Source organism: Bacillus sp. FSL K6-0138, assembly GCF_037982765.1.
GTDB lineage: Bacteria > Bacillota > Bacilli > Bacillales > Bacillaceae > Bacillus > Bacillus glycinifermentans.
This window is the reverse complement of record NZ_CP150286.1, coordinates 804,235-829,988: the sequence shown is the minus strand read 5'-3', so window position 1 is coordinate 829,988 and position 25,754 is coordinate 804,235. Positions and strand designations below refer to the sequence as shown.

Below are 25,754 nucleotides of genomic sequence, written 5' to 3'. Positions count from 1 at the left end.
TTTTAAGAAAGAAGGAATCGGAATGCTGACAAATACGAAGAAAATGCTGCTGGACGCACAGGCAAACGGCTATGCTGTCCCAGCCTTCAACATTCATAATCTCGAAACCGTGCAGGCTGTGACAGAAACGGCGGAAGCCCTCAGGTCTCCCGTGATTCTTGCGGCTACACCGGGAACATTCAGCTATGCCGGCCGCGATTACATCCAGGCGATTGCAGAGACCGCAGCAGCGCGCTGCACGATCCCGGTCGCCCTCCATCTTGACCACCACGAAGAAATCGATGATATTCGCGAGTCTTTGCGGTTGGGAACGAAGTCTGTGATGATCGATGCTTCCCATCATCCGTTTGAAGAAAATGCCGCAATCGTAGAGAAAGTCGTTCAGTATGCAAAGCAAAAAGACGCCACCGTCGAAGCGGAGCTCGGACGGCTCGGCGGACAGGAAGACGATCTTGTCGTGGATGAAGCGGACGCGTATTACACCGATCCGGATGCGGCGAAGGAATTTGTCGACAGGACAGGGATCGACTCGCTGGCCGTTGCGATCGGCACTGCCCACGGCCTTTATGCGTCAGAGCCGAAAATCGATTTTGACCGGCTGGCCGACATCCAAAAACGCGTCTCGATCCCGCTCGTGCTGCACGGCGCATCAGGCATTCCTGAACAAGACGTGCGAAGGTGCATCAAACTGGGGTGTGCCAAAGTAAATATCGCGACAGAATTAAAAATCCCGTTTTCCGATAAGCTGCGCCGTTTTCTAAACGAACATCCCGATGCGAGCGATCCGAGAAAATATATGGCTCCCGCGAAAGAAGCGATGAAAAAGATCGTCGAAGAAAAAATCAATATGTGCATGAGCAACGGAAGATATTAACGGTACAAACAAAAAAACAGGCCCGCTTGTTTCGCGCGCCTGTTTTTCTTTTATTCTCTATTTAGCCTGAAAACATGCTGTACACGCCGATCACAAGCCCGATATAAACGATCGCCGAAACGGCCCAGATCAGCACGTTTCTGTTTTTCAAGACGGATTCCTCCAATCGAGTTTCACCTTTTGCAGTCTGAGGGCATTGAGAACAACCGATACAGAGCTGAACGCCATAGCAGCGCCGGCAACCCACGGGGCCAAAAATCCGAGCGCGGCGAACGGAATGCCGATGCTGTTGTAAGCGAACGCCCAGAACAGGTTTTGTTTAATATTTTTGATCGTGAGCTTGCTCATCATGATCGCGTCGGCGATGCTGTTTAAATCGCCGCGGATCAGCGTAATGTCAGCCGCTTCCATTGCGACATCTGCCCCTGTGCCGATCGCCATTCCGGTATCGGCCGCCGCCAAGGCGGGTGCATCATTGATGCCGTCGCCGACCATCGCGACTTTTTTCCCCTGTGCTTGAAGCTTTTTGATTTCTTCCGCTTTCCCTTCAGGGAGCACCTCGGCTACCACATGCTCAATTTCCGCTTCGGCGGCAATCGCTTCAGCCGTCCGGCGGTTGTCTCCGGTGATCATGACGACCGTAAGCCCCATACCTTTGAGCCTTTTGATCGCTGCTTTTGACGTATCCTTGATCGTGTCCGCCACAGCAATCAATCCAGCATACCGGCCGCCGACGGCCGCAAGCATCGCCGTTTTCCCTTGTCCTTCGAGCTTCTCCATCTCGCCGAGAACGCTTGAGACATCGATCCCCTGCCGTTCGAAGAGGCGTCTCGTCCCGATCAGCACCTGCTGTTCGCCGACGGTTGCTTTAATACCGTATCCGGGTATCGCTTCAAAGCTGCTTGCATCGATGATATCGATCCCTTTTTGTCTGACACCTTCAACGATCGCTTCGGCAAGCGGATGCTCGGAACGGTTTTCAGCCGAGCCGGCCAATTTGAGAAACTCGGTCTCATTCAGCCATGATGCAGGGCGTACATCCGTAAGCTCCGGCTTTCCGTTTGTGACCGTTCCCGTTTTATCGAGAACGACCGTATCGATGCGGTGAGCCGTCTCTAAATGCTCCCCGCCTTTAAACAAAATGCCGTATTCGGCTGCCCGTCCGGAACCAGCCATAATCGACGTCGGCGTTGCCAGCCCGAGCGCACACGGACATGCGATGACGAGCACAGCGATCAGACTTTCAAGCGCCGTGCTGAATTCGCCGGGACTGACAAACGCATACCAGACGAAAAACGTGATGATGGCAATCGCGACGACAATCGGCACAAAGACCCCGGAAATCCGGTCGGCAAGCCGTTGAATCGGCGCTTTTGATCCTTGCGCTTCTTCGACCACTTTGATAATCTGCGCTAAAGCCGTGTCTTTCCCTACTTTTTCGGCTTTGATTTTCAAAAAGCCGTTTTTATTCATCGTAGCGCCGATGACTTTATCACCAGCCGCTTTGTCGACGGGGATGCTTTCACCGGTAATCATCGATTCATCCAACGCTGAGCGGCCTTCGACGATCTCTCCGTCAGCCGGAATTTTTTCTCCCGGTTTGACAAGCATGATGTCGCCTGCCAGCACTTGTTCGATCGGCACTGTCATTTCTTCGCCGTTTCTGATGACGGTCGCTGTTTTGGCCTGCAGCCCCATCAGCTTCTTGATCGCTTCGGATGAACGGCCTTTCGCTTTCGCTTCAAACAGCTTACCCAAGACGATCAACGTCAGCAGGATCGCGCTTGTTTCATAATAGAGACCCTCCGGATGCCGATTGGTTCCGAGGCTTGCAATACTTATATAAAGACTGTAAAAATAAGCTGCCGACGTCCCGAGCGCGACGAGGACATCCATGTTGGCGCTCTTGTTCCGCAGCGCTTTATAGGCGCCGACGTAAAACTGTCTGCCGACGATCAATTGTACCGGCGTAGCCAGGGCCAATTGCACCCACGGATCCATCAGCATGCCGGGCAGCCAAATAAATGACGTGAATTTGAAATGGCTGACCATCGCCCAAAGCAGCGGAAAAGACAAAATCGCGGAAAAAATGAATTTTCCTGTCTGTTGCTGAATCTCTTTTTTCCGCTGCTCAAGAGCGCCGTCCGCGCTTTGGTCTTCTTTTAATTCAAGCTTGTAGCCGAGCTTTTCGATAACTTCTTTCATATCATCGACAATCAAGGCTCCGGGAAGATATGCAACCGACACTGTTTCAAGGGCAAAATTGACAGGTGCGCTCTCTACGCCCGGCAGTTTTTCCAGCCGTTTTTCGATCCGGTTCGCGCAGGCGGCGCATGTCATTCCCGAAATCGCAAACTCGGCTTTTTCGGCCGGTACGCGGTAGCCGAGCGATTCAACCTTTTCAGCCAGCTGTCCGACTCCGATTTGCGCCGGGTCATAGACGATTTTCGATTTTTCCAGCGCCAAATTCACATTTGCATCCTCAACCCCGTCAAGCTTTTTTAAGCCTTTTTCGATTCGGGCCGCACACGCGGCGCACGTCATTCCTGATATTTGAAGTGTAGCTTCTTTGCGTTCGCTCATATCGTTCACTCCTTATATACCCCTATCGGGTATATATTCAGCAGAAAAAACCGCGCTTGAAAAGCGCGCGTTTTCCCTTATCCTTCGACATCATACCCTTGATCCTCGATCACATCAGCGATCTCTTTCAGTGATACTTTAGCAGAATCAAATGAAACATCAACTTTTCCGCCGGCCAAATCGACTTTGACGGATTCGACGCCGGCCAATTTTCCGACGCTTCCTTCAACCGCCTGAACACAGTGGTTGCAGGACATTCCTTTTACATCAAGCGTTTTTTGTTCCATTATTCAAATACCTCCCTAAGGTTTTCTGATGTTGCTCAATTACAGATTACCATACCCCTGTAGGGTATTTCAAGAGAACATTCTTCATCACGATTTTGAAAACCGTTTAAATACATCAAGCAGCTCTTCGATGGCTTCTTCGCCTTTTCCGCTTTGAATCGCATTGGCCACGCAATGATGCGTATGATTTTCCAGCAGGCTGAACGCCACCTTTTGCATCGCGGCCTGAACCGCAGAAATTTGCACGAGTATATCGACGCAGTAGCGGTCGTTTTCAATCATGTTTTGAATGCCCCTGACTTGCCCTTCGATCCTTTTTAACCGGTTTGTGATCTGCTCTTTTTCTTTTGAGCTTTTCGGATTCAGCTTATGTTCCGACATTGGGACACCTCACTTTCATTATTCTTTCCAATTGTACCGATGATACTATTATAAAACGTAAACACAGATCGTGTCTAAAAAAGATAACCCCAAATGCTCGGGGTTATCCTCTAAGGCGTTTGAAAAATTCTCTCATAAACTCGGGAAGATTGGACCAATCGTGTCCTGAAACAAGGTTCCCGTCAACATGCAGCTTTTCTTCGATATACGTCGCGCCTGAGGCTTCGACTTCAGGCTTGCAGGCAATGTAAGCCGTCAGCTCGCGTCCTTTCAGATGTTCTCTCAAGCTGGTGAAAATCAGGCTTGCGTGACAAATGGCGCCGACCGGCTTATTTTCCTCAAAGAAATGGGCGACGATCTTTAACAATGAGTCATACATCCGGATAAATTCAGGCGCGCGGCCGCCCGGAATGATGATGCCGTCGTATTCGGAAGGGTCGATGTCGTCAAACGATGCGTGCGCCTCAATTAAATAGCCCGGTTTTTCGGTGTATGTATCCCAATCTAAGAAGTCGTGGACGACCGTATGGATTTTTTTCTTTTTCGGCGCAGCAATCGTTACGTCAAAGCCCTCTTCCAAACAGCGGTAGTACGGATAATACACTTCCAGCGCTTCGACAGCGTCACCTGTCACAATCAATACCTTTTTTGCCATCAAAAACATCTCCTTTCTTATTTTCCCTTTTATTGTATCCAATTCGCGCCTTTTTTGAAAACCAAGTGCTCAGCTGACAATTGTGACGGCTTCTGTTTTTTCCTTCAATGCGGCAAGCGATTCTTTGTCGATGCCGGAATCGGTAATAATCATGTGCTCATCCCGAAGCTGATCGATTTGCGAAAACGCCCGCTTGCCGAATTTGCTGCTGTCCGCCATGACAATCGTTTGGTCGGCGATATCGATCATCCGCTTTTTCAAAAGGGCCTGCCATTCGTTTGAATCGCTAAGTCCGCTTGCAGGGTCGACGCCTTTGCACGAAATGAAGGTTTTATTCACATGGTACATCTCAAGGGATCTCTCCGCCAGCGGCCCGACGAATGACATCGATTGCGGAAGCAGCATCCCGCCGCTTGAGATCACCGTGATTTTGTCCTTTTTGCTTAGCTCCATCGCCACCCTGACGGAATTGGTAATAACGGTAAGAGGGATGTTCTCCAGCGTTTTGGCCATATACCACGCCGTTGTGCTGGCATCGAGAATGATCCGTTCGCCGCTTTCTACGAGCTTGACCGCTTCATAGGCTATCATCTTTTTTTCGACAACATTCGTAATTTCCCGCTCCCGAAAATGCACTTCAGGCTCTTCTGTCTGTACGCTGACTGCCCCTCCATGGCTTCTTTTCAGCTTGTTTTCTTTCTCAAGCTTTTCCAAATCGCGCCTGATCGTTTCTTCCGTCACGGAAAAGAGCTCGCTCAATTCTGTGACGCGTACGCTCGAGCGCAGATTGACAAGTTCGACGATTTTTTGATGTCTTTCAGCTACAAGCATCCTTTACTTCCTTCCTCTACGCAAAATCACTGTTTCTTCCATCATAGCGCATAAGCGCCGAACCGGGAAACGTTTTTAACGCTTTCCGCCGGCAGCAGCGCCTAAAATATGCTCTGTAAAATGCCGGTACGCTTTCTCCCAGGCCGCTGTATCTTTAGGAGCGTACGTTTTTTGGGAAAAGGATTTCTTGATGGCCCGCCTCGCATCCCAAACATCCCAAAACATCCCGAGTGCGATCGCCTGAACCGCGATGTTGCCGATCGCACTCGCCTCAGAAGGACCCGCCCAAACCTTTCTCGCCAATACATTCGCTGTATACTGGCAAAGCAGTTCATTGCGAATGCCGCCACCAACCATGTGAAGCCCCTCGTATTCCTTCCCTGTCAACGCCTCGATCCGTTCCAGGATAAAGCGGTATTTCAACGCAAGGCTCTCCAGCACACAGCGGATGATCGCACCCGGTGTTTCCGGAACGTTTTGATCCGTCTTTCGGCAGAAGTCTTTGATCGCCTCAGGCATATTGACGGGATTGAGGAACATTTCATGATCCGGGTCAATCCATGACCTAAACCCGTCAGCCTGTCCGGCAAGCTTCACAAGCTCCCCGCTCGCATACCGCTTTCCGTCTTTCTCCCAATCCGCCTGGCAGCGCTGAAAGATCCACAGCCCCATAATGTTTTTCAAAAGGCGGTACGTCCCGCCGACGCCGCCCTCATTTGTGAAGTTCCAATCGAGCGCCTGTTGTGTCATAAGCGGCTTATCAAGCTCGGTCCCGATCAGCGACCACGTCCCGCAAATGAAGTAAGCGAATTCCTTTGTTTCGGCGGGAATGCCTACAACAGCCGATGCCGTATCATGTTCGCCGACGGCGATGACGGGAGCTGCCGGGACGCCCAGTTCCTCGCATACAGACGGCATGAGCCGCCCCGCTTCATCGCCAGGCTTCAGGAAATCTTTTGGAAAAATCGCAGCCGGCAGACCGAGAAGGCTGATCAGCTCCCAATCCCAGCCCGAGGTGTTCGGATTGAAAAGCTGGGTCGTCGTTGCATTTGTAAATTCGCTTTTTTTCTCGCCTGTTAGAAAATAGCGCAGCAAATCGGGAATCATTAAAAGCGTCTCTGCCCGTTCCAAAAGGGACGGTTTTGCTTTTTTCAGCGCATAAAGCTGATACATCGTGTTAAATGGCAAAAGCTGAATGCCTGTGTGCGAAAATATCTTTTCCTTGCCGAGGACATCCAATACTTCTTCCATAATACCGTCAGTATGGGGATCGCGGTAATGATATGGGTTGCCCAAAAGCTCCCCGTTTTGATCGAGGAGGCCGAAATCGACCGCCCACGAATCGATCCCGATGCAGCTGATGCGGCCGAAATCGTTTTTCGCTTTTAAGATGCCTTGCTTGATTTCGTGAAAAAGGCGGAGAATGTCCCAATAAAGGTGCCGTCCCGCCTGCACAGGCTGATTTGGGAAACGGTGGATTTCCTCCGCTTTAATCAGTCCGCCGTCGACATGCCCGCTGAAGGCTCTGCCGCTTCCCGCCCCAAGATCAAACGCGAGGATCGTCACCAGCTTGCACCGCCTTTGCCGCGCGCCAGAATTTTATCCGCATATCCGCTTTCCTGATAAGCTGCAAGCGGTTCGGCCGGAACGTTCATCTCCTCACGCACCGCATACAGAAGCGGTCTGACATCGATTTCAAACGCTTCGCGGACGGCCGCCTCGCAAGCGAGTACATCACCTTTTTCCTGCCCCTTTTTGACTTCGTCATAGTTGATGAGAAGCGCTTTTGCATAGTATGTCTGCACATTCATGACCGAGCGGATCACCGCCGGAATTTTCGGTTCAAGATTGTGGCACTGATCAAGCATATATGCAATGTTTTCGGCTGTTTTCCTGACATGTTGGTCAGAGTCCTGTAAAGCATCCAAAATTTGATAAAAAATGAGAAACAGCTCATACGGATTGTGCGCACCGACGATTAAATCGTCATCCGCGTATTTGCGGCTGTTGAAATGAAAGCCTCCCAAACGGCGTTCATCGAGCAAATAAGCGACGATATGTTCAATGTTTACGCCCTGGGCGTGGTGGCCGGTGTCTACGAGCACTTCAGCCTGCGGGCCGAGCTTTTGAGCGAGATTGTAAGCCATTCCCCAATCCGCCAGATCGGTATGGTAAAAAGCCGGTTCAAAAAATTTATACTCGATCAACAGGCGCATGTCGTCTTCAAGCGCAGCATACATGTCAGAAAGGCATTCATACATCCAGTGCTTCCGCTTTCTGATGTCCGCCTGGCCGGGATAGTTGGTTCCGTCGGCAAGCCAGAGGCTTAATTCCTTTGACCCCGTCTGCCTTGCGATATCGATGCATTCAAGCAGATGGGCGGTCGCTTTTCTGCGGATAGCGGAGCTTGCGTTTGTGATGCTTCCGAATTTGTAATCATCGTCTTGGAACAGGTTCGGATTGACTGCTCCGATTGCAATTCCGAGTTCTTCGGCATGCGCTTTTAATTTGGAATAATCGTCAACCTGATCCCACGGAATATGAATCGCAACGGTCGGACAAACGCCGGTCAGCTTATGGACGACGGCTGCATCCTCCATTTTTTCGAATGGGTTCCTCGGCACGCCTTCCTGCTGAAAGACTTTAAAGCGCGTACCCGAGTCGCCGTATCCCCATGAAGGCGTTTCTATTTTAAGCGCTTTCATTTTTTCTTTTACTTCAGACAGATTGATCCCTCTGTCTTTTTGCTGCTGTTCAAATGCGGCGTAAATACGATCATTCATGTACACTCATCCCCCTGTTTGTTGTTAGCGGATACGCCATCGTCGTCATTAAAGCCAGCTCAGGCTGGGTGGCGTCCAGCCTGCTGTACTGGACGATCACGGGTACATCGCTTTTGATTTCGATGGCATACGGAACATTTTCAGGAATCCGTTCTCCCGATGCTTGAAGCGAGCTTGTGCGAATATGTTTTGTTCTTCTTCCTTTGACGGTCTCGGCTATCCCCTCAAGCGGCGGACGGTCTTCGAAAAAGGCGGTGATGGCAAGATGTGCATCTTTCCCGTTGCAATTTAAGACATATCGATTCATGGCTCGTCAGACTGCCTGAGCTTGCCGGCGGGATAAATCCGTCCGGAATGATCCAATGACGCTCTCCTTTCATCTCCCGTTTCCCCCTTGTTTTTGAAAAAGGCGGCTCCTCTGCCGCCTTTTCGGTTATCTTGCAAATGCGGCAGGTACGCCTCCGTCGACAGTCAGCATGCACCCCGTCGTTTTGGCCGATTTTCCCGAGGCAAAGTAAGCGATCGCTTCGGCAATATCGGCCGGATAAATGTTTACGGAAAGAGCGGTCCGCTTCCTGTAATGCTCTTCGAGTTCATCTGGCCCGATTCCGTAGGCAGCAGCCCTTTCCTCGCGCCATTTCGAATCCCAGATCGCCGACCCTTGCAGAACGGCGTCAGGCAGAACAGAGTTCACGCGGATGCCGTATGATCCGCCTTCTGCGGCGATGCATCTCGCCAAATGGACTTCAAGCGCTTTAGCGGAGCTGTAGGCGGCGGCATTTTTGCCGGCATAGACCGAGTTTTTCGATCCGACAAACACCATGCTCCCGCCGAGGTTTTGTTTTTTCATTTGTTTAAAAGCTTCTCGGGCGACCAGGAAATATCCTGTACCCAAAACGTCCATATTCAAGTTCCATTCCTGCAGACTCGTTTCATCGATCGGGCTTGACGTCGCAAGCCCGGCATTGTTGATGACGATGTCAATGCCGCCGTAACGCAAAGCGCTTTCCCTGAAAGCCGTCTGAACCTCGTCTTCTTTCGTGACATCCAGTTTAACGGCGGACGCCCTGCCTTCGCCGTATTGTTCATTAATCGCCCGCGCCGTTTTTTCTGCGCCTTCGATGTTGATGTCTGCGACAACGACATGCGCCCCAACGGAGGCAAGCCTGCGGCACGTCTCGCTGCCGATTCCGCCGGCGCCGCCCGTCACAAAAGCGGTCTTGCGGGAAAATTCAGCTTCCGGAGGAGCGAGCGTTAATTTGTAGAGCTCAAGCGGCCAGTATTCAATGCGGTAGGATTCTTCTTCATTGAGAGAAACAAAGTTTCCCAGCGCTTCCGTCCCTTTCATGACGGCGATCGCCCGACGGTATAAATCCCTGCTCACTTTTGCTGCGGCAAGGCTTTTTCCCGATGCGACAAGTCCGAGCCCCGGGATCAGGATGACGCGGGGCGCAGGTTCAAACATTTCGTCGCCTTCCTGTTTGTTTCTCTCAAAGTAGGCTCTATATTCGTCTTTAAATTTGGCAATCTCTGTTTTTATCAATTCGATCAGGCGGTTCTGATCCTCTTCCGCCGGTTTCCACGGGATATACGCCGGGACGCGTTTTGTATGAACGAGGTGATCCAGACAGGCGGCGCCGATTTGCGAAAGCTCCGGGGCCTTTCTGCTGCCCGAGAACTCCAGCACATCTTCCGAATCGCAGTACGTCAGGAGCATTTGCTTCTGATCGCTGACGGCCCCGCGTATCACCGGCATGATGTCGGCGACGATGCGCTTTCTCTCTTGGGCCGGCAACGGTTCATGCTGCTGTCCGCCGAATGGCTGATGTCCGGCAGAACGTCGCTCGATATAATCTTCCGCTTCGCGAATCACGGCAATCGTCCGGGCATAGCATTCTTTAGACGTCTTACCCCATGTGACGAGCCCGTGCTTCTCCATTAAAACAAGCTCGGCTTTCGGATTGTGTTTCACTCCTTCGGCGATCATTTTCGAGAGTTTGAAGCCCGGCCTTACATAAGGCACCCAGACAAAACGGTCTCCGAAAATCTCTTCGGCAATTTGCCTTCCGTTGTCTGCGCAGCAAATGCTGATGATTGCATCCGGGTGCGTATGATCCACATGCCGAAACGGCAAAAAAGCGTGCAAAAGCGTTTCGATTGACGGGCGCGGATGATTTTTATCGATCATGCAGTGTGATAAATAAGCTGTCATGTCTTCATCCGTCATGTCTTCGCGTTCAATCAGCGGCCGGATATCGTCAAGCCTCAGCCCGGTAAAGTTAACCGCTTTCATTTTTGCCAAATCAGATCCGCTGCCTTTCACCCACATGACGTCGATGCTCCTGCCGCGAAAATCTGTTTCCGTCGTTTTCATCGACGTGTTGCCGCCGCCCCAATTGCAAACGGAACGGTCAGAGCCGATCAGGTTGGAGCGGTATACGAGTTCGTCTAGCCCCGGCGCCAATGCTGTTGCTTGATCATCGGACCATAAATATTCCACCATATCAATCACTCCGTTTTCGTTTGTTTATTTTTGTATACGTCTGTTTTAAGAGTATCATGTTTTTGTTTTTTTGTAATCGTTTTTTTGATATTCAGTTGAAACATATTCCATAAAAAAAAGCGGTTGAAATTCCTCCCATTATCTTTTACGATATAAACTCATGTTTTTTAAAGGAGGGATGAAGCGATGAACAGAAAACACAATGCGCCAATCAAGCTGATCATTATGATTTTTATGATCTGCACGTTTTCCATCGGCTTTACGGAATACGTCGTCATGGGCATTTTAACTTCTATTTCAAAGGATCTCTCTGTCCCGATTTCAGCGACAGGACTGTTGGTGACAGCTTACGCAGGAAGCGTCTGTCTGACGGGGCCGATCGTGACGCTTCTTTCGGTAAAGCTTCCGCGAAAGCCTGTATTGCTCGGCTTGATGGGCGTTTTCGTTTTGGCCAATACACTCAGTATATTTGCGCCAAACTTTACCGTTTTACTCATATCCAGACTTTTATCCGCATCCATTCACGGTGCATTTTTTGCAACGACGATGGTGTTCGTCAGCGAAATGGTACCGCCTGAAAAAAGGGCCGCTGCTGCTGCGTCAATGAACGGCGGTTTGACGATCGCCCTGATGCTCGGCGTCCCATTCGGCTCCTATTTGGGTGACCTTTTCAGCTGGCGGATCGTCTTCTTCATGGTCGCACTTCTCGGCCTGATCGGCTTTTTCGGCATCCTGCTGACCGTACCGCACAAAAAGCCGAAAGTCGTGCCGAAATTGATCCATGAATGGGATGTCTTTAAAAATAAACAAGTCCTTTATTCCTTTGCCATCACCATCTTTGGCTATTCAGGCGTGTTCATCGCCTACACCTTCATCGAACCTATGCTGCGACACTCTGCCGGCTTTGGAAGCCTCGGCATTACGGCAGCCCTTTTCGCATACGGCTTCGGCGGTGTTGTCGGCAACTTCTATGCGGGAAAAGTGCCGTTTCACCTGTTGACCCGTTCTATGATCGGTGTCATGATCGCATTGATGTGCATTCTGGCGGCGTTTCCATTTGTTTCTGGACATCCGGCAGGCGCCATCATTGCGACTTTCTTATTCGGAGCGGGCGCGTTCGGAACGGTGCCGCTCTTGCAAACGAAAGTCGTTGCAGGATCTGAACACGGAACGACGATTGCAACTTCCGTCAGCATCGCCGCTTTCAACCTCGCCAACGCGCTCGGCGCATGGATCGGCGGCATCATTCTCGACGCCTCCAAATCCTACACATATCTCGCTACCGGAGGCGCCCTGATGACTGCATTCGGCTTAACGCTGACGATGTTCGCTTATGCGTCCGAGAAAAAACAGGTGAACGAAGCCTGGGAATAGAGAAAAAAAGCTCCACATGCCGGTTCATGTGGAGCTTTTCTTTATAAAGTGATTCACATCGACAACGGTCTTGCTGTCTTCCGCAAATACACAGGCGGGCTTTGTTCCGATGACTTGCATTCTGCCACCGCCGGCCAAAATCGCCGTTTCCTCAGGCAATGAAATAACCGGCGTCCCATATTTCTTTATAAATGTATTGATCAGCGGGCGTCTTCCCGATTGTAGTGGCACCAAATCGAATACCCGCCTGCAAGCCCCAAACCGTCGAATTCATTTAAACCAACATTGTTGTCATCCATATGGGAACATGTCATGATATGTTTTCCGAGAATGATCGCGCCCGCACTTCCGCCGTAGACAATCCCGCCCCGCTTTGCATAGCTTTGCAAAATATCGTTGAAACGGGTGTCTGTGACATGCTTCAATAAACGAAACGTATTTCCCCCTCCGATATATACAGCAGAAAAGCGATCCAAATCCCGGAACCTCTTATTCTTTACGTCCGGCCACATGACGATGCCGTTTACGCCAAGCGGAGAGAAAACCCCTTTTATCCACTGAAAACAGCTGTCAAACCGTGAAGCCTCCATCGCCGCTGGAATATATAATAAAGGCTTCGCTTTATCGATTTCTTCAGCAAAACGCTGATCGATCATGCGGGTTTGGTCCCGGTCCCCGCCTCCGGAAAGAAACAGCATAATATCACTCCATTTCAGGAAGAACCGATTGTTTTTTGTCTCTGTTCGGTTTTCTGTCTGTACGCTTTCCCGATGACCGTCTCCATCACGAGCACAGCGCCCGCATACAGCGCTCCAAAACAGCAAAACACGGAGACAGACGGCAGCCGTTCCAGCAGAAATGCCGTTATCATCGGCCCGCACGCCATTCCGGTGTATCTGATGAAGTTAAACATTCCTAATGCACTGCCCCTGTTTTCCTCATATTCGTTTGCCACCATCGTCGAGAACAGCGGCGGAATAAGCCCCATCGCGATGCCAAAAAGGATAAGGGCGATGGACATGAAAAAAATCGAGAAGGTATGGGTGAATCCAAATATGACAATGCTTCCTGCAGCTGTTAGATTGCCGTACAAAAACAGCCGTCCAAGCGGCGCTTTCTTTTGAATCCATTTAAACAGCACGCTTCCGGCAATTGTGCTTCCAGCGATCGGCAAATAAAGCAAGCCGACCGTTTTCAGACTGAGATGATAGCTGTCAGTCAATAAAATAGGCAAATAGACGATGATTGAAAAATACACGAAAAAGATGAAAAAACTCAAACTAAACATCGCCTGTCCCGTCTTGTTTTTGAAAATGTCCTTGTAGCCGGAGAAGAGGCAGTTCGCAGTGATGCGCCCTTTCTTCCCCGGTTTTCTGTGAGGAACATACAGGGCATTTACTAAAAACAGTATGGCGGATATTCCCGCCAAAAACCAAAAAACCCCTGGATAGCTGTATCGGTCGCCGATGAATCCCCCAAGTATCGGCGCCGCTGCGGGGGCGATGGATAACAGCATTTGATACGTCCCCATCGCGCTCGCCCGTTTTGTTCCTTCAAATAAACCGCTGATCGTTGTCGCAGCAAAGAGAGGAAGGGCGGCGGTTCCCGCGGCCTGAAGCACCCTGAAAATCAGAAACAGCGTAAAGTCCTGAGCTGCGGCACAGCCGATGCTGGCTGCAGCCGTTACGGCGATGCCTGCCGTCATCACAAATCCTGCGCCTTTCCGATCAATCAGCGGACCGAGAATCATCTGCATCACTGCCGTCACGAAAATAAACAAAGTGACGGAAAGGTTCACCATTGGTGCGGAAACGCGGAACGAATCCATGATAAGAGGGATGATGGGCGAATAGATATTTTGGCTTAACGAAGCAAAAAACGCGCTGATGCAAACAGCATACATAATAAAAGATGGACTTGCTTTCATATGTTTCAACCTGAAAAACGCCTGCCTTTATTTTGATGATACGCGGACAGCAGGATGCCGCCATCCGCCAGTCTGATTCATTCCATATGTTTTGACCATTCACCTAAAAAGCGGATGACGGTTTTGAGCTCTGATTCCGAAAATTTCTCAAACAGTTCAATATAGCGCTGCTTTGCGATTTCATGCATCCGGTCATGGACCTCCGCCAGCTTTTTGCCTTCCGCTGTCAGCGTATAATACAATTCCTTGTTGTTGTTCGGCTTTTTGTGAGACTCAATCATCGAGCGCTTCATCAAAACGTTTGTCGCTTTTGTGATGGCCGCTTTTGAAACGTGAAGCCGCTCCGCAAGATACGCGTTGTTAACCAAGGCTTCGCTGTCATTGATGACTGACACGATGTGAAGCTGTGTGAGCGTCCAATGTTGACGCAGATGTTCTTCACCTTTAAAAGCTTCTTCGGCGGCTTTCTGCTGTTCGTGCTGCATTCGTTTCTCTCTTTTCAGGACAAAATCCTGAACAGCTTCAAATACCTGCTCATGAATATTGTTTTCCACTTTATTCATCCCTCTCTCATTTTGTTAACCGGTTAACTATATTATAGTTTACCGGTTAACAAAAAACTTTGCAAGCAAAAAAGCATATTTTGCAGGATGAAAACCCGCAACATATGCTTTACAGCTTCAACGACAAAACAGACTTTTCCGCCCAGGAGAGAAGCTTCAGATCCTGTTTGGGGCCGGCGATAAACGATAATCCTAATGGCTCGCCGCTTTTCGCTGATAAAGGGATCGTGATCTGCGGCAGTCCTGCGAGCCCGGCTATACACGTGAGCTGCATTGTTCTGGCCCTTCTCTCATTCAATCGATATTCCGGAATCCCGCGGAGCGGCGGAGTGCCGGGGGCGGTAGGGATGACAAGCAGGCCGGTTTCACCGATCCAATCGGCCAGCTTGTCTGCGATCGCCTGCCTTTTGACAAATTCGTGTTCATGATCGCTTTTTTTGAGCGTGGACGCCCATTGAAACCGCTCTGCGATTCCTGCGCCAAACACCGGTTTTTCGCGCGTGATCCACTCTCCGTGTTCTTCCCAAATGTCCAAGCCTTGCAGCACCCTGAACGTTTCAGCCCATTCGGCAAGCCCGTTGTCTGCCACATTCACCCATTCGCATTCGCCGCCGATTAAATCGGCGGCACGCGCATGGACTTCCTCCCGATCCTCATCTTCAAGCAGCCGCCAAGCCTCTTTTTCAAAATATATGCTGTCAAAGGATGGCCGGCTGCTGTCCCGGCCGCTCAATAAAACGCGGCCGACGGCATGAACCACGCCGATATCTTTCGCCATCCAGCCCACCGTATCAAAGCTTTTGGCAAGCGGAATCATGCCTTCGGCAGATACCTCCCCGTGTGTCGGCCGAAATCCGAAAATACCGCAGTATGACGATGGAATTCTGACGGAGCCGCCTGTGTCCGTTCCGAGGGCAAAATCGGTCAAGCCGGCGGCAACCGCAACCGCGGAGCCGCTCGATGAGCCGCCCGGAACTTTCCCTTCGGCGGCGGGATTGACAGGTGTTCCATAATGGGCGTTTTCCCCGTTCAGACTGTACATCAATTCATCTGTATGGGCAGCCCCCTTCAGCCCGGCTCCTTCCCGAAGCAGAAGATCGACCGCTGCGGCGTTTTTTGCCGATGGCCCGTGCGTCCTCAGCCAGTCCGGATTTCCAGCGGCGTTCTTATGCCCTTTTACATGAAACACATCCTTGACGGCAAACGTCTTGTTCTTCAAACTCCCCTCGACGTTCTCCGGCTTCACATAAAGCTCTTTATCTATAAAAGCTCCCCAATGGTTCTCCAAAAAAATCCCCCCATGATATCAACGATAACCTGGGGGATACAGCAAAGAAAACGAACTTGTCATAAAATCTGCCTGTTTCGATATGCGGAAACCTCTTTAATTTGCCGGCAGTCCGTGCTTCTTTTCTTCAACAAACCGGTCGACGGCCGCCACCGCCCGCGCGACTCCGCCTGCATCCTGAAAGCTTTCCTTGATCTTGCGGATTCCTTTCAAATAGGCTTCATTTGCTGCTACTTCATTGACGGCTTTCTTTAAAGTTTCATCATTCACGTCTTCCTCAGACAATACAAAGCCTGCTCCAAGCTCTTTTAGACGCGCCGCGACGACGGGCTGGTCTTTGTCATGCGGAATGACGACGAGCGGCACTTCAAAGTGAATCGCTTCATTGACGCTGTTCATTCCGCCGTGAGTGATGAAAACGTCAGCATGCCGTAATACGTCTAACTGGGGAACATAAGCAGAAATAATAAAATGGTCGGGTGATGCTTTCAGCCTGCTTTGATCGGTCCTTTCTCCGGCGGCGATAACAACCTTCCCTTTAAAATCAGAAAATGCATCAATGCACATATTGAAAAACGCTTCTTTATCTGCAAGAACGGTCCCCATCGAAATATACAGAACACGCTCATCTTCGAGTTCTTCGAGCGGAAAGCCGCGCCTGGATCCTTTCCGCTCGGGAAAACTCGGGCCTACAAAGACGTATTCATCTCCGTACCGATCGCTGTCAGGCTGAAAATAGCGGCTCGTATACGCGATATTTAACTCGCCGTCATTTCTCATAAACTGTGCCGGGCTTTCCACGTTCACGCCGAACTCGTCCCGAATCTCTCTTATGAGCCTCTCAACTTCCGGGTTTCCCTCGGCAGCTTTGATCGGTCCGTGTTTTTTCATAAATTCCTCGGAAAACAAGAAGGAGGATGATGAAGAAATTCCGGGAATCCCCAAATAATCCCGGACCAGTTTTCCGGCTCCGAATGTATCGTAATAAACAAAATCAAACTCGATCTGTTCGGCCAGCTCCCTTACGGCTGACAGCGTATCTTTTGCAATCTCAATCATGATTTTCAGCACCGAATCCACGCCTTTCAGTTTTTGCATGACGTCGGGCTGAAGATGAACGCGGACGCCGAGCGCTTCAAGCCTTTCTTTAAATTTTTCGGTCGTAATGTAGTGGACATTGTCCCCTCTTTCTGCAAAAGCCTTCGCCATACCTAGCGTAGGATTGACATGGCCCTCGGCCGGAACATTGATCATCAAAATATTTGCCATCTTTTCTCACTCCTTTATTTAGAAAATTCTACAGGCCGAAAACGGAATATGTCCACTAACTAAAGTCTGAATTATTGGATGAAATTAGCAGGAAGCCGGTTTTATGTTTGTTCATCGCGGCAAACAGGGTAAAATAAAGACGTACAGCACTACATAGACAAATAAAAGATGAGAGGAGAATGAAGTTGGAGAGAATTCGCACGGGATTATTGGGCTACGGGCTGTCAGGTTCTGTTTTTCATGCGCCTTTATTATCGGTTTTGGACGAATTCGATATCAAAAAAGTGATGACTTCCCGAAAAGAGCAAGTCAACCGGGAGATTCCGGAAGCGGAAACGGTCAGCTCGATTGAAGACATCACGAGTGATCCGGAGATTGATCTGGCGATCGTCACAACGCCGAGCGGCCTTCATTTTGAAGCGGCTAAAGAATGCCTTCTCGCCGGAAAGCACGTCGTCCTGGAAAAACCGATGACGGCTACAGCCAAAGAAGCAGAGGAGTTAATAAACATCGCCGAAGAAAAAGGCGTGCGCCTCAGCGTCTACCACAACAGACGATGGGATAACGACTTTTTGACGATCAAGCAGCTGATAGATGAAGGCCGCCTCGGAGAGGTCAATACATTCCATGCTTCTTACGACCGCTTCAGGCCGAATGTCAGACAACGCTGGCGGGAACAGAAAGGCCTGGGTTCCGGAGCGCTCTATGATCTTGGTTCACACCTGATCGATCAGGCCCTTCATTTATTTGGCATGCCCGAGGCCGTTACCTCTCAAGTGGCCGCCCAAAGAGAAGGCGCTGAAACAGACGATTATTTCCACGTCGTACTTCATTACGGGAAGCTGCAGGCGATTCTGCACTCCGGCTCGATCGTTCCGGCAAACGGCCCGCGCTACCAGATTCACGGTTCAAAAGGAAGCTTTATCAAATACGGCATCGATGGGCAGGAAGACGCGCTGCGGTCCGGACAAAAACCGGCCGGCGAATCTTGGGGAACGGACGTACCGGAGAATTACGGAGAATTAACCGTTGTCGAAGGCGAAGAAGTAAAAAAAGAAATCGTGGAAACGCTGCCTGGTTCTTATTTGACATACTACAAAGAACTTGCGGCAAGCATCAAGAACGGCGGCAAACTCCCGGTTACAGCAGAGGAAGGTCTCAACGTCATCCGCATCATCGAAGCGGCCCGAACGAGCAGCGAATTAAAAAAGACAGTATCGACCGATCAATAACGAAAAACCGCGGGTTTTCCCCGCGGTTTTTAAAATGTCTTACCCAATTCTTTTGCGTGGGCAATCGCATTTTTTTTGATTTCGTCCGCTTTATCAGGTTCCGCATTATGCCCTTCAACAAACAGGCCTTCAAACGACGGTACCCCGAAAAACTGCATGATAATGCTGATGTAGCGGTGTCCCATTTCTAATTCAGCGGCTTGTCCCTCTGAATAGTAGCCGCCCCGCGCCTGAATATGCAGCGCCTTTTTATCCGTCAGCAGCCCGATCGGACCTTGCTCCGTGTATTTAAACGTCTTTCCTGCAACGGCGACTGCATCGAAGTATGCCTTCATTACAGGAGGAAAAGAGAAATTCCACATCGGTGTGACGAACACATATTTGTCAGCTTCAACAAATTGCTCGCTCAGCTCATTCAAACGGCCGACCTTTGCTTTTTCGTGTTCGGAAAGCTGTTCAAAGCCCGATCCTGATTGAAGTTTTCCCCAGCCGCTGAACACGTCGGCATCGATATGCGGAATGTTTTCCCGGTAAAGGTCAAGGTGAATTACTTCATCGTCCGGATGTGCTTCCTTATACGAATCGATAAATGCTTTTCCCGCAGCCATGCTGTACGATGCTCTTTCATCATGAGGGTGTGCGGTAATATAAAGGATTTTCGCCATTTCTGCCTACCTGCCTTTTTTAAATTGTTGTTTGTAGTATGAGACATTCAAATGGCAAATATTCAGCAACATATAGCTTTCCTTCAGACGGGAATTTCATTTCGCGAAAAAAAAACAGGAACGCCCTGATCCTTTCAAGGCGTTCCCATTTCAAACCAAAGCCGGCTCCATTTAAAGGAGCAATGCCGATCGGAGATGCCGCGGGCATCTTCGATTTTTTATATGATATTCTGTATTCACTGCTTTTATGACTTTGCTGCATGTTCCTCTTCATTCAGCTTTTCTAGTCTTTCTCGCACTTCTTCCTCTGTCAGGCCGTGTTCTTTCACGTACAAATTGCGCGGGTGAATCCGGCATTCATGCGTACAGCCCCGCAAATAGCGGTGTTCGTTTTCTTCTGAACACAAGATTTGCTTGTTGCATTCCGGATTGGCGCAGTTGACGTAGCGTTCGCACGGTTCGCCCGTGAAATAATCCTTGCCGACGATGACGTGCTCTTTTCGGTTGACGGGAACGCTGATTCTTTCATCAAAGACATAGCATTTTCCGTCCCACAGCTCGCCTTGAACCTCCGGATCTTTCCCGTAGGTGACGATCCCTCCGTGAAGCTGGGAAACGTCTTCAAATCCTTCTTTTTTCAGCCAGCCTGAAAACTTCTCACAGCGGATTCCGCCCGTGCAGTAAGTCAAAATTTTCTTTCCTTCGAGCTTTTCCTTGTTTTCTCTGATCCATTCAGGCAATTCGCGGAACGCTTTGATGTCGGGTCTGATCGCTCCCCGGAAATGACCAAGGTCATACTCATAATCATTTCGGGCATCGACGACGATCGTATCCTCCTGCTGCAGCGCTTCATAAAATTCTTTAGGCTCAAGGTATTTCCCTGTTAGCTCATTCGGGTCTACGTCGTCTTCAAGGCGGAGCGTCACCAATTCAGGGCGGTGGCGGACATGCATTTTTTTGAACGCATGCTGATCCGCTTCATCGATTTTGAAGACCATATCTTCAAAGCGGGGGTCTTTTTTCATTTCATTCATGTATGTCTCCGTCTGTTCGACCGTTCCCGACACGGTGCCGTTAATCCCTTCCTCTGCGACGAGAATCCGCCCTTTCAGCCCCAGCTCTTTGCAGAATGTAAGATGATCCTGCGCAAATTGCTCAGGATTGTCGATGTGAACATATTTATAGTACAACAATACCCGGTATTGATTTTCCATGTTTCCTACCACCTTATCTATCGCATTCATTATATATTATGGAATTATCATCCATTTACTTTGTAAATCCACAGTCATATTAAAACAAATAATAGTAATAATTTCAATACAGCTGCTTTGACACTTCCACGAATCAAATGCTACAAATTCTATCACTAATTGTGATTTAACGCAAGCATCATGACTTCAGTCAAAGCTTGTTTACCAGGTCGGCGACAAATTCCCAAAACCCGGGGACATCCTGACAAAGTAGCATGTCCGCTTTTTCATAAATTTTAATTTTCAGCTCCTGCTCAAGGTCTTCCCTTTCTTGAAAAGATGTGTTTTTTAATTTGTTCCTGATCATCGGCATGAAGGTTTCGAGCCATTCTTCAAAATCCCGGTCATTAGAGAGATTCATCTTTATCATTCCCCTTCCCCTTTAGAATTCAGACATTTTCTCATTTTTTCAATGCCTCTTTTATGAATTTTAGAGATATTTTGCCTCGATTCTCCCAAAGAGCTAGCGATCTCTTGCATAGAAGCGCCGTGAATATAGATATGCGCAAACACCTGCTTTTGCTTATCTGTCAGCTGCATAAACGCCTCATAAAGCAGCGGGTCCTGGATATGCTCGGCCAAATCTTCCTCCCGGTTTAACACATCATCGAAGACATCTCCTTGAGGCGGTTCGGCCGCATGATCGCTGTCGTCCATGATCAGCGGAAACCGCTGCTGGTTCTTCCGGACTCGTTTATCAAAATCGATTGAGAATATCCTGATCATAGAATTGATGTACTTGATGATCCGAATATCCTTATAAAATTTTTTAAACTCAAGATCAAGGTATTCAGCCTCTTCAGAATCCGGATGCTCCATGACATGGTGAAAAAGCCGCTCACACCTCGGGTTGCTCAAGAAATGTTTGATAAGCGGATGTCCCCTGATTTCCTTCATTTTGGAACGCAGTAAAGCTAAATTCTTCATAAAACACCGCCTCCTATTTAGTTAAATGAAAGAAATGCAAGAAAAGTAAACTTATCTTTTCCATAAATATGCAAACTTAAGTTCTTTTCTTGCAAAAATCGTTCCTCGCTGACATTTTTCGATCTTTCGTCACTTATAGAAATAGGAGGTGTTTCATATGGACAATACATTGATCGAATACGTCGGAAATGTCGGCTTCCCTGCCGTATTGGCGATCTACCTTTTAACCCGCTTCGAAAAGAAAATTGATGAATTGATCGAATTGATTAAAGAAAAAAATGCACACACCGATTGACATCCAGGCCGCTTCTTTCACTTAACATGACGGAAGGGGAAAACGAAAGGTCTTTTTAGTCCTCCCTTCAAAATTCAAAAAAGGAGATGTTCACAATGGAAAAAAACAAACAGATTCCAGAACCGATCAGAGGAGAAAAAGGGGCTACAACCAAAATTCCGCACAACATCGAACGCGACCGGCAAAATCCGGACATGCTCGTTCCGCCTGAAACCGATCACGGTACCGTTCCAAACATGAAGTTCTCATTTTCCGATGTCCACAACCGTCTTGAAACAGGGGGCTATGCGAGGGAAGTAACCGTCCGTGAACTGCCAGTTTCAGACAATATCGCTTCCGTCAACATGAGGCTGAAACCCGGCGCGATCAGAGAGCTGCACTGGCATAAAGAAGCGGAATGGGCATATATGCTGTACGGCTCCGCACGCATTACCTCAGTTGATCAAGACGGGAAAAATTTTATCGAAGATGTCAAGGAAGGCGATTTATGGTATTTTCCGTCCGGGCTTCCTCATTCTATACAAGCTCTTGATGAAGGCTGCGAATTTCTGCTCGTCTTCGATGACGGCTCTTTCTCGGAAAACAGCACCTTCCAGGTGACGGATTGGCTGGCCCATACACCTGACGACGTCATAGCCGCCAACTTCGGAATTTCAGAGGAGATCGTCGCAGCGCTTCCAGATGAGGAAAAATACATTTTCCAAAAAGCGATCCCAGGTTCTCTCGAAAATGACAAGGTTGACAGTCCGAACGGAACGGTGCCTGAATCGTTCAGCTACCGGCTGCTTGAGCAGGAACCGATCGCATCGAGCGGAGGAAAGGTGTGGATCGCCGATTCGACGAACTTTAAAGCATCGAAAACGATTGCCGCAGCCTTGGTCGAAGTCGAGCCGGGCGGAATGAGGGAGCTGCACTGGCACCCAAATACAGATGAATGGCAATATTACATTTCAGGCGAAGCGAAAATGACCGTGTTTGCCTCCGACGGACATGCAAGAACATTTAATTACCGGGCGGGCGATGTCGGCTATGTACCGTTTGCCATGGGGCACTATGTTCAAAATACCGGGGACAAACCGCTTCGCTTCCTCGAAATTTTCAAAGACGACCATTACGCAGACATATCCTTGAATCAATGGCTCGCGCTTCTTCCTGAAACGCTCGTCCGCGACCACCTGGATGAGGGCGCAGAATTGATGAAAACGCTTTGCAAACAAAAACATCCAGTCGTTAAACATTGTAAATAAAAAGATGCCAGGGCTTGCTTTCCGCAAGCCCTCCGGCTGTTTACATACCATAAAAGGAGCTGTGATCTCATGTTCAAAAAAATAGCCGTCTGCTGCATCTCAGCGGCTTGTATTTTTGCAGGGCACTTTATAGGAATTTCTGTTTTGTTTCAGCTATTGGGCGCTTTTTTTCAATCATTCGGCTCCGTGTTCATTTTTACTTTCGCATATATCGCGCTGACACTTATGATCGAACCTGTCGAAAAGATCATGATCCTCACGATCAGAAGGCTTCGGCTCCGTCAATGGGCAGCCGTTCTAGCAAGCGACATCACCGCTGTCCTTTTTTTATGGACTGCCGTATTTACAGCTGATGAATTTTTGGATGACATATATCTGTCGACATCTGCTGAAATCGTGATGGCCGTATCATTTTTCATCGTCGACAAAATGCTCTATCCCCGCCTTGTGTATAAACCATAGCCCAACTGCGGATGAGAGCGCGGCATTACGGCTTCCTTATAGCACATTATAAAGTTTTTCCGAAGCGCCCCCTTCTGCACTGCTCAAAAGTGTGAAAAACGTTGCCATTTGCATGCATGTTATAAGCTAAAGGTGCATGATCAAAAAAAGGAGGGTTTGCAATATGGAATTTTGCGGAAACATGTCCATTGAGGAAATCGGTGAACAGATGCAGCGCTTCGTCAGCAACAATTGGAAAAAAGCGCTGCATGACCATTATGAAGAATTAATGAAAGCTTTTCCCGAGTTGGAGGATTCGACCTACGGCCTTTACCTTGACAAGCTGATGCCTCCAGTATTTGAAAGCCTTGAGGCATGCGGCTTCAAAACGACGCACGACACTAAAAAAAGCGATTTTCTGATCGGAAAATCGCTCAATTTCAGACATTCCATCGAAAAATGGGGTACGGAAGATCAACGTTCAAGGGTCTTTTGGATCGTCGTCAGCGATCGGCAAAACAACCTGACCGGCACCCTGCTCTTCGATTTCTTCCATTCCCATGCAGGCTTCAACGTGCCGAAAGCTCCGAAAATTTCTGCCATAAGAGAAACAGAAAGGGGCAGCATTGTGGAGGCTGTTAAGCGGATGAAGGAAACCGGCTAAGTGAAATACCTTTTACAGCAAAACCCCTCTTGGATGTAACCGAATGCAAGCCGCTATGTTGAATTTCGGCAAATGTTTTGCTTAACAAGCCTCCGGGGTTTTTGTACCACCATTCGCTTCATTTTATTTCTTGTTCCTGTTCATCGCATACAGAAGATACCATTCTACTGTATGGCTCACCGGAGCAAGGCAAAGGCGGCACCCCCGGTACTCGTATTGCCCCGGATCGGCGGTTAATGTATACGGCTTCTAAATCCGTATCCGCTCCAACGCGGCACCGCTGCCTTGGGTGCCGCTAACGATTTGCGACAAATGTTGTCACGCTTTGAGCTGGAAGATGGGCCCAAAAATGATTGCCCGTTACATTGAGATTCGTTCCAGGTTGAAGATTGCTGCTGCTGCTCGTGATCCATCTAGATACCTGAGAAGCAGATCCATTCTGCAAAACAAAGTTTTGGTTGGACTCCTGTGTTGCTTTTGTTAATGGCGACAATAACGACCTTGTTGTCACCTTTATAGGCTGACACGTAAACGTTCGCATTAGGATTTTTCGTTGCATCAACCCTTACATAGCCGGGACGCACAAACTTCGAGAAATGAGCCATATTGTAACCGCGTTTGCTGATCTTACCGTCTTCTTTCATAGGACCGTATGATCTTCGGATGTACCACCATACATAAGCTTGAAAATCCCCCTCTACCATCGAATTGTGAATATGTTGTGAAACATCCAATGCCTCGGGCCATCGATCCGCCGAGTTGTTATCACTGTTCGGATAGTATACTTCCGTCATCCAAAGGTCCTTGCCCGCTCCTTTTTGTTTGAAAAGAGGATAAGGGAATTGACTGACCTGGGTGCCGTACAGGTGGGTTCCGAGAATATCCATGTTGGTAAGAGCCTGCGGATCGTTCAAAATCGGATCCGACATATTCTTCAAGTATTGAAATGACTCAGGCGCAATGACACGGGCATTAATCGGGCCGGCGTTTTCTCTCATAAAGCGAAGCATTTCTTGCGGGGTCCACCACGTCCAGTCGTGTGCATAATCAGGCTCGTTTTGAACAGAAATCGCATAAAGATTCACACCATTATTCTTCATGAAGGTAACAAAATCGTTAAGATGCTGCGCGTATGCGGCGTACTTATCGTATCTCAGCCGTTTAGCCGATGTATCACCATTGCGATTGAAGGTCTCAACCATGTCGCTTGGAGGATTCCAGGGAGAAGCAAAAACGATTGCTCCATGTTTGACCGCACTCTTTGCAGTCTCCACTTCTCTGTACCAATTATTTCTATTTTCATCTACATGAATTCTTAAGATTGAAAAACCTAACTGATTCTGTCCATTGCCAAAAGCGGTTTCTCTTTGAGCTGCTGTAAGGTCCCCAATCCAAGCCGGGTGATTCATCCCTCCAAAACCGCGAATCACTTGTTTTTCTGCAGATAGATTAACTGTTACATCACTTGCTGCCAACACTTCAGTAGCGCCTGGTCCGGTTAACATAACTGACAGCATAGTGAAACATACCAATAATACACAAATTGGTTTTTTTAAGCATGAAATCATTTTTTCCTCTCCTTCAAAAATCTGTGTCTTTTACGGTATTAGAAAAATCTGTTCTGTCTCCTTTAAATATTGCAAACAAAAGGTGTTTCTCATCTTTGAAACAGCCTTTTGCTCCATGCGGTATATCAAACTTTTCCTTGAAAA

The 25,754-nt window shown here is 48.9% G+C and carries 26 protein-coding genes and 2 pseudogenes; 7 read left to right on the top strand and 21 right to left on the bottom strand.

Going from position 1 to position 25,754, the window contains the following annotated elements:
• Nucleotides 1-22: 22 nt before the first annotated feature.
• Nucleotides 23-874, top strand: a complete 852-nt coding sequence (locus tag MHB78_RS04585) for a tagatose bisphosphate family class II aldolase (RefSeq protein WP_046129202.1) — start codon at nucleotides 23-25, stop codon at nucleotides 872-874.
• A 147-nt stretch (nucleotides 875-1,021) separates the two neighbouring features.
• Here MHB78_RS04585 and MHB78_RS04580 read toward each other — a convergent pair whose 3' ends face one another.
• The 10 genes and pseudogenes from MHB78_RS04580 to MHB78_RS04535 all read right to left on the bottom strand — a co-directional run bounded on the left by MHB78_RS04580 (nucleotide 1,022) and on the right by MHB78_RS04535 (nucleotide 10,897).
• Entirely contained in the window at nucleotides 1,022-3,457 is a 2,436-nt protein-coding gene (locus MHB78_RS04580) for a heavy metal translocating P-type ATPase (RefSeq protein ID WP_046129201.1), read from the bottom strand.
• Between the two features lie 77 nt (nucleotides 3,458-3,534).
• On the bottom strand, nucleotides 3,535-3,744 hold the full coding sequence (copZ, locus tag MHB78_RS04575) for a copper chaperone CopZ (protein WP_046129200.1): 210 nt from the start codon (nucleotides 3,742-3,744) through the stop codon (nucleotides 3,535-3,537).
• Between the two features lie 87 nt (nucleotides 3,745-3,831).
• Entirely contained in the window at nucleotides 3,832-4,125 is a 294-nt protein-coding gene (csoR, locus tag MHB78_RS04570; RefSeq protein WP_046129199.1) for a copper-sensing transcriptional repressor CsoR, read from the bottom strand.
• Between the two features lie 103 nt (nucleotides 4,126-4,228).
• On the bottom strand, nucleotides 4,229-4,780 hold the full coding sequence (locus MHB78_RS04565) for a DJ-1/PfpI family protein (protein WP_046129198.1): 552 nt from the start codon (nucleotides 4,778-4,780) through the stop codon (nucleotides 4,229-4,231).
• A gap of 69 nt (nucleotides 4,781-4,849) precedes the next feature.
• A complete protein-coding gene (locus MHB78_RS04560; RefSeq protein WP_046129197.1) occupies nucleotides 4,850-5,611 on the bottom strand; it encodes a DeoR/GlpR family DNA-binding transcription regulator in 762 nt (253 codons plus the stop codon).
• 75 nt (nucleotides 5,612-5,686) lie between these two features.
• Nucleotides 5,687-7,177 carry a rhamnulokinase family protein gene (locus tag MHB78_RS04555; protein WP_046129196.1) on the bottom strand — a complete coding sequence of 497 codons (1,491 nt, stop codon included), beginning with the start codon at nucleotides 7,175-7,177 and terminating at the stop codon, nucleotides 5,687-5,689.
• The gene (gene rhaI / locus MHB78_RS04550) at nucleotides 7,174-8,394 is read right to left on the bottom strand and encodes an L-rhamnose isomerase (RefSeq protein ID WP_046129195.1); all 1,221 of its coding nucleotides are present in this window, start codon (nucleotides 8,392-8,394) and stop codon (nucleotides 7,174-7,176) included. The genes MHB78_RS04555 and rhaI overlap by 4 nt, the downstream gene beginning before the upstream one ends.
• A pseudogene (locus tag MHB78_RS04545) lies at nucleotides 8,387-8,735 on the bottom strand (sensory rhodopsin transducer). Before MHB78_RS04545 ends, rhaI begins: the two are co-directional and overlap by 8 nt.
• Nucleotides 8,698-8,838 (bottom strand): hypothetical protein, encoded by a 141-nt coding sequence (locus MHB78_RS04540; RefSeq protein WP_231947522.1) that lies wholly within the window; start codon nucleotides 8,836-8,838, stop codon nucleotides 8,698-8,700. The pseudogene MHB78_RS04545 and the gene MHB78_RS04540 overlap by 38 nt, the downstream one beginning before the upstream one ends.
• The gene (locus tag MHB78_RS04535; protein ID WP_046129194.1) at nucleotides 8,828-10,897 is read right to left on the bottom strand and encodes a bifunctional rhamnulose-1-phosphate aldolase/short-chain dehydrogenase; all 2,070 of its coding nucleotides are present in this window, start codon (nucleotides 10,895-10,897) and stop codon (nucleotides 8,828-8,830) included. The genes MHB78_RS04540 and MHB78_RS04535 overlap by 11 nt, the downstream gene beginning before the upstream one ends.
• Before the next feature lie 186 nt (nucleotides 10,898-11,083).
• On the opposite strand from MHB78_RS04535, the gene MHB78_RS04530 reads away from it, so the two are divergent.
• Nucleotides 11,084-12,271, top strand: coding sequence for an MFS transporter (locus MHB78_RS04530; protein ID WP_046129193.1), 1,188 nt, complete (start codon nucleotides 11,084-11,086; stop codon nucleotides 12,269-12,271).
• 24 nt (nucleotides 12,272-12,295) lie between these two features.
• Here the strand turns inward: MHB78_RS04530 and MHB78_RS04525 are convergent, their stop codons facing one another.
• The 6 genes from MHB78_RS04525 to MHB78_RS04500 form a co-directional block, all read right to left on the bottom strand.
• Entirely contained in the window at nucleotides 12,296-12,502 is a 207-nt protein-coding gene (locus MHB78_RS04525) for a hypothetical protein (protein WP_231947394.1), read from the bottom strand.
• Nucleotides 12,472-12,969, bottom strand: coding sequence for a Type 1 glutamine amidotransferase-like domain-containing protein (locus MHB78_RS04520; protein WP_231947395.1), 498 nt, complete (start codon nucleotides 12,967-12,969; stop codon nucleotides 12,472-12,474). Before MHB78_RS04520 ends, MHB78_RS04525 begins: the two co-directional genes overlap by 31 nt.
• A gap of 14 nt (nucleotides 12,970-12,983) precedes the next feature.
• Nucleotides 12,984-14,198, bottom strand: a complete 1,215-nt coding sequence (locus MHB78_RS04515; protein ID WP_099047122.1) for an MFS transporter — start codon at nucleotides 14,196-14,198, stop codon at nucleotides 12,984-12,986.
• 77 nt (nucleotides 14,199-14,275) lie between these two features.
• Complete coding sequence (locus tag MHB78_RS04510; protein ID WP_046129191.1) at nucleotides 14,276-14,752, bottom strand: MarR family transcriptional regulator; 477 nt, start codon at nucleotides 14,750-14,752, stop codon at nucleotides 14,276-14,278.
• 118 nt (nucleotides 14,753-14,870) lie between these two features.
• A complete protein-coding gene (locus tag MHB78_RS04505) occupies nucleotides 14,871-16,049 on the bottom strand; it encodes an amidase (protein WP_046129190.1) in 1,179 nt (392 codons plus the stop codon).
• A 96-nt stretch (nucleotides 16,050-16,145) separates the two neighbouring features.
• A complete protein-coding gene (locus tag MHB78_RS04500; protein ID WP_046129189.1) occupies nucleotides 16,146-17,318 on the bottom strand; it encodes a macrolide family glycosyltransferase in 1,173 nt (390 codons plus the stop codon).
• A 179-nt stretch (nucleotides 17,319-17,497) separates the two neighbouring features.
• Here MHB78_RS04500 and MHB78_RS04495 point away from each other — a divergent pair, with 179 nt between their 5' ends.
• A complete protein-coding gene (locus MHB78_RS04495) occupies nucleotides 17,498-18,550 on the top strand; it encodes an oxidoreductase (protein WP_046129188.1) in 1,053 nt (350 codons plus the stop codon).
• Between the two features lie 29 nt (nucleotides 18,551-18,579).
• Here the strand turns inward: MHB78_RS04495 and MHB78_RS04490 are convergent, their stop codons facing one another.
• The 4 genes from MHB78_RS04490 to MHB78_RS04475 form a co-directional block, all read right to left on the bottom strand.
• Entirely contained in the window at nucleotides 18,580-19,215 is a 636-nt protein-coding gene (locus MHB78_RS04490) for an FMN-dependent NADH-azoreductase (RefSeq protein WP_046129187.1), read from the bottom strand.
• A 245-nt stretch (nucleotides 19,216-19,460) separates the two neighbouring features.
• Complete coding sequence (locus tag MHB78_RS04485; RefSeq protein ID WP_065894689.1) at nucleotides 19,461-20,429, bottom strand: rhodanese-related sulfurtransferase; 969 nt, start codon at nucleotides 20,427-20,429, stop codon at nucleotides 19,461-19,463.
• Nucleotides 20,430-20,619: 190 nt separating this feature from the next.
• On the bottom strand, nucleotides 20,620-20,829 hold the full coding sequence (gene rsoA, locus MHB78_RS04480; RefSeq protein ID WP_046129266.1) for a sigma-O factor regulator RsoA: 210 nt from the start codon (nucleotides 20,827-20,829) through the stop codon (nucleotides 20,620-20,622).
• A 5-nt stretch (nucleotides 20,830-20,834) separates the two neighbouring features.
• Nucleotides 20,835-21,395: a sigma-70 family RNA polymerase sigma factor gene (locus tag MHB78_RS04475; RefSeq protein ID WP_046129184.1), complete on the bottom strand. Its 561-nt coding sequence runs from the start codon at nucleotides 21,393-21,395 to the stop codon at nucleotides 20,835-20,837.
• A gap of 157 nt (nucleotides 21,396-21,552) precedes the next feature.
• On the opposite strand from MHB78_RS04475, the gene MHB78_RS04470 reads away from it, so the two are divergent.
• The 4 genes from MHB78_RS04470 to MHB78_RS04455 all read left to right on the top strand — a co-directional run bounded on the left by MHB78_RS04470 (nucleotide 21,553) and on the right by MHB78_RS04455 (nucleotide 24,042).
• On the top strand, nucleotides 21,553-21,690 hold the full coding sequence (locus MHB78_RS04470) for a YvrJ family protein (RefSeq protein WP_082094021.1): 138 nt from the start codon (nucleotides 21,553-21,555) through the stop codon (nucleotides 21,688-21,690).
• Nucleotides 21,691-21,785: 95 nt separating this feature from the next.
• A complete protein-coding gene (locus MHB78_RS04465) occupies nucleotides 21,786-22,937 on the top strand; it encodes an oxalate decarboxylase family bicupin (protein WP_046129183.1) in 1,152 nt (383 codons plus the stop codon).
• Nucleotides 22,938-23,006: 69 nt separating this feature from the next.
• Nucleotides 23,007-23,399: a YrvL family regulatory protein gene (locus MHB78_RS04460; RefSeq protein WP_046129182.1), complete on the top strand. Its 393-nt coding sequence runs from the start codon at nucleotides 23,007-23,009 to the stop codon at nucleotides 23,397-23,399.
• A 163-nt stretch (nucleotides 23,400-23,562) separates the two neighbouring features.
• Nucleotides 23,563-24,042, top strand: coding sequence for a DUF6022 family protein (locus MHB78_RS04455; RefSeq protein WP_052948493.1), 480 nt, complete (start codon nucleotides 23,563-23,565; stop codon nucleotides 24,040-24,042).
• Nucleotides 24,043-24,337: 295 nt separating this feature from the next.
• Here the strand turns inward: MHB78_RS04455 and xynC are convergent.
• Nucleotides 24,338-25,610, bottom strand: a pseudogene (xynC, locus tag MHB78_RS04450) (glucuronoarabinoxylan endo-1,4-beta-xylanase XynC).
• Between the last annotated feature and the right edge of the window lie 144 nt (nucleotides 25,611-25,754).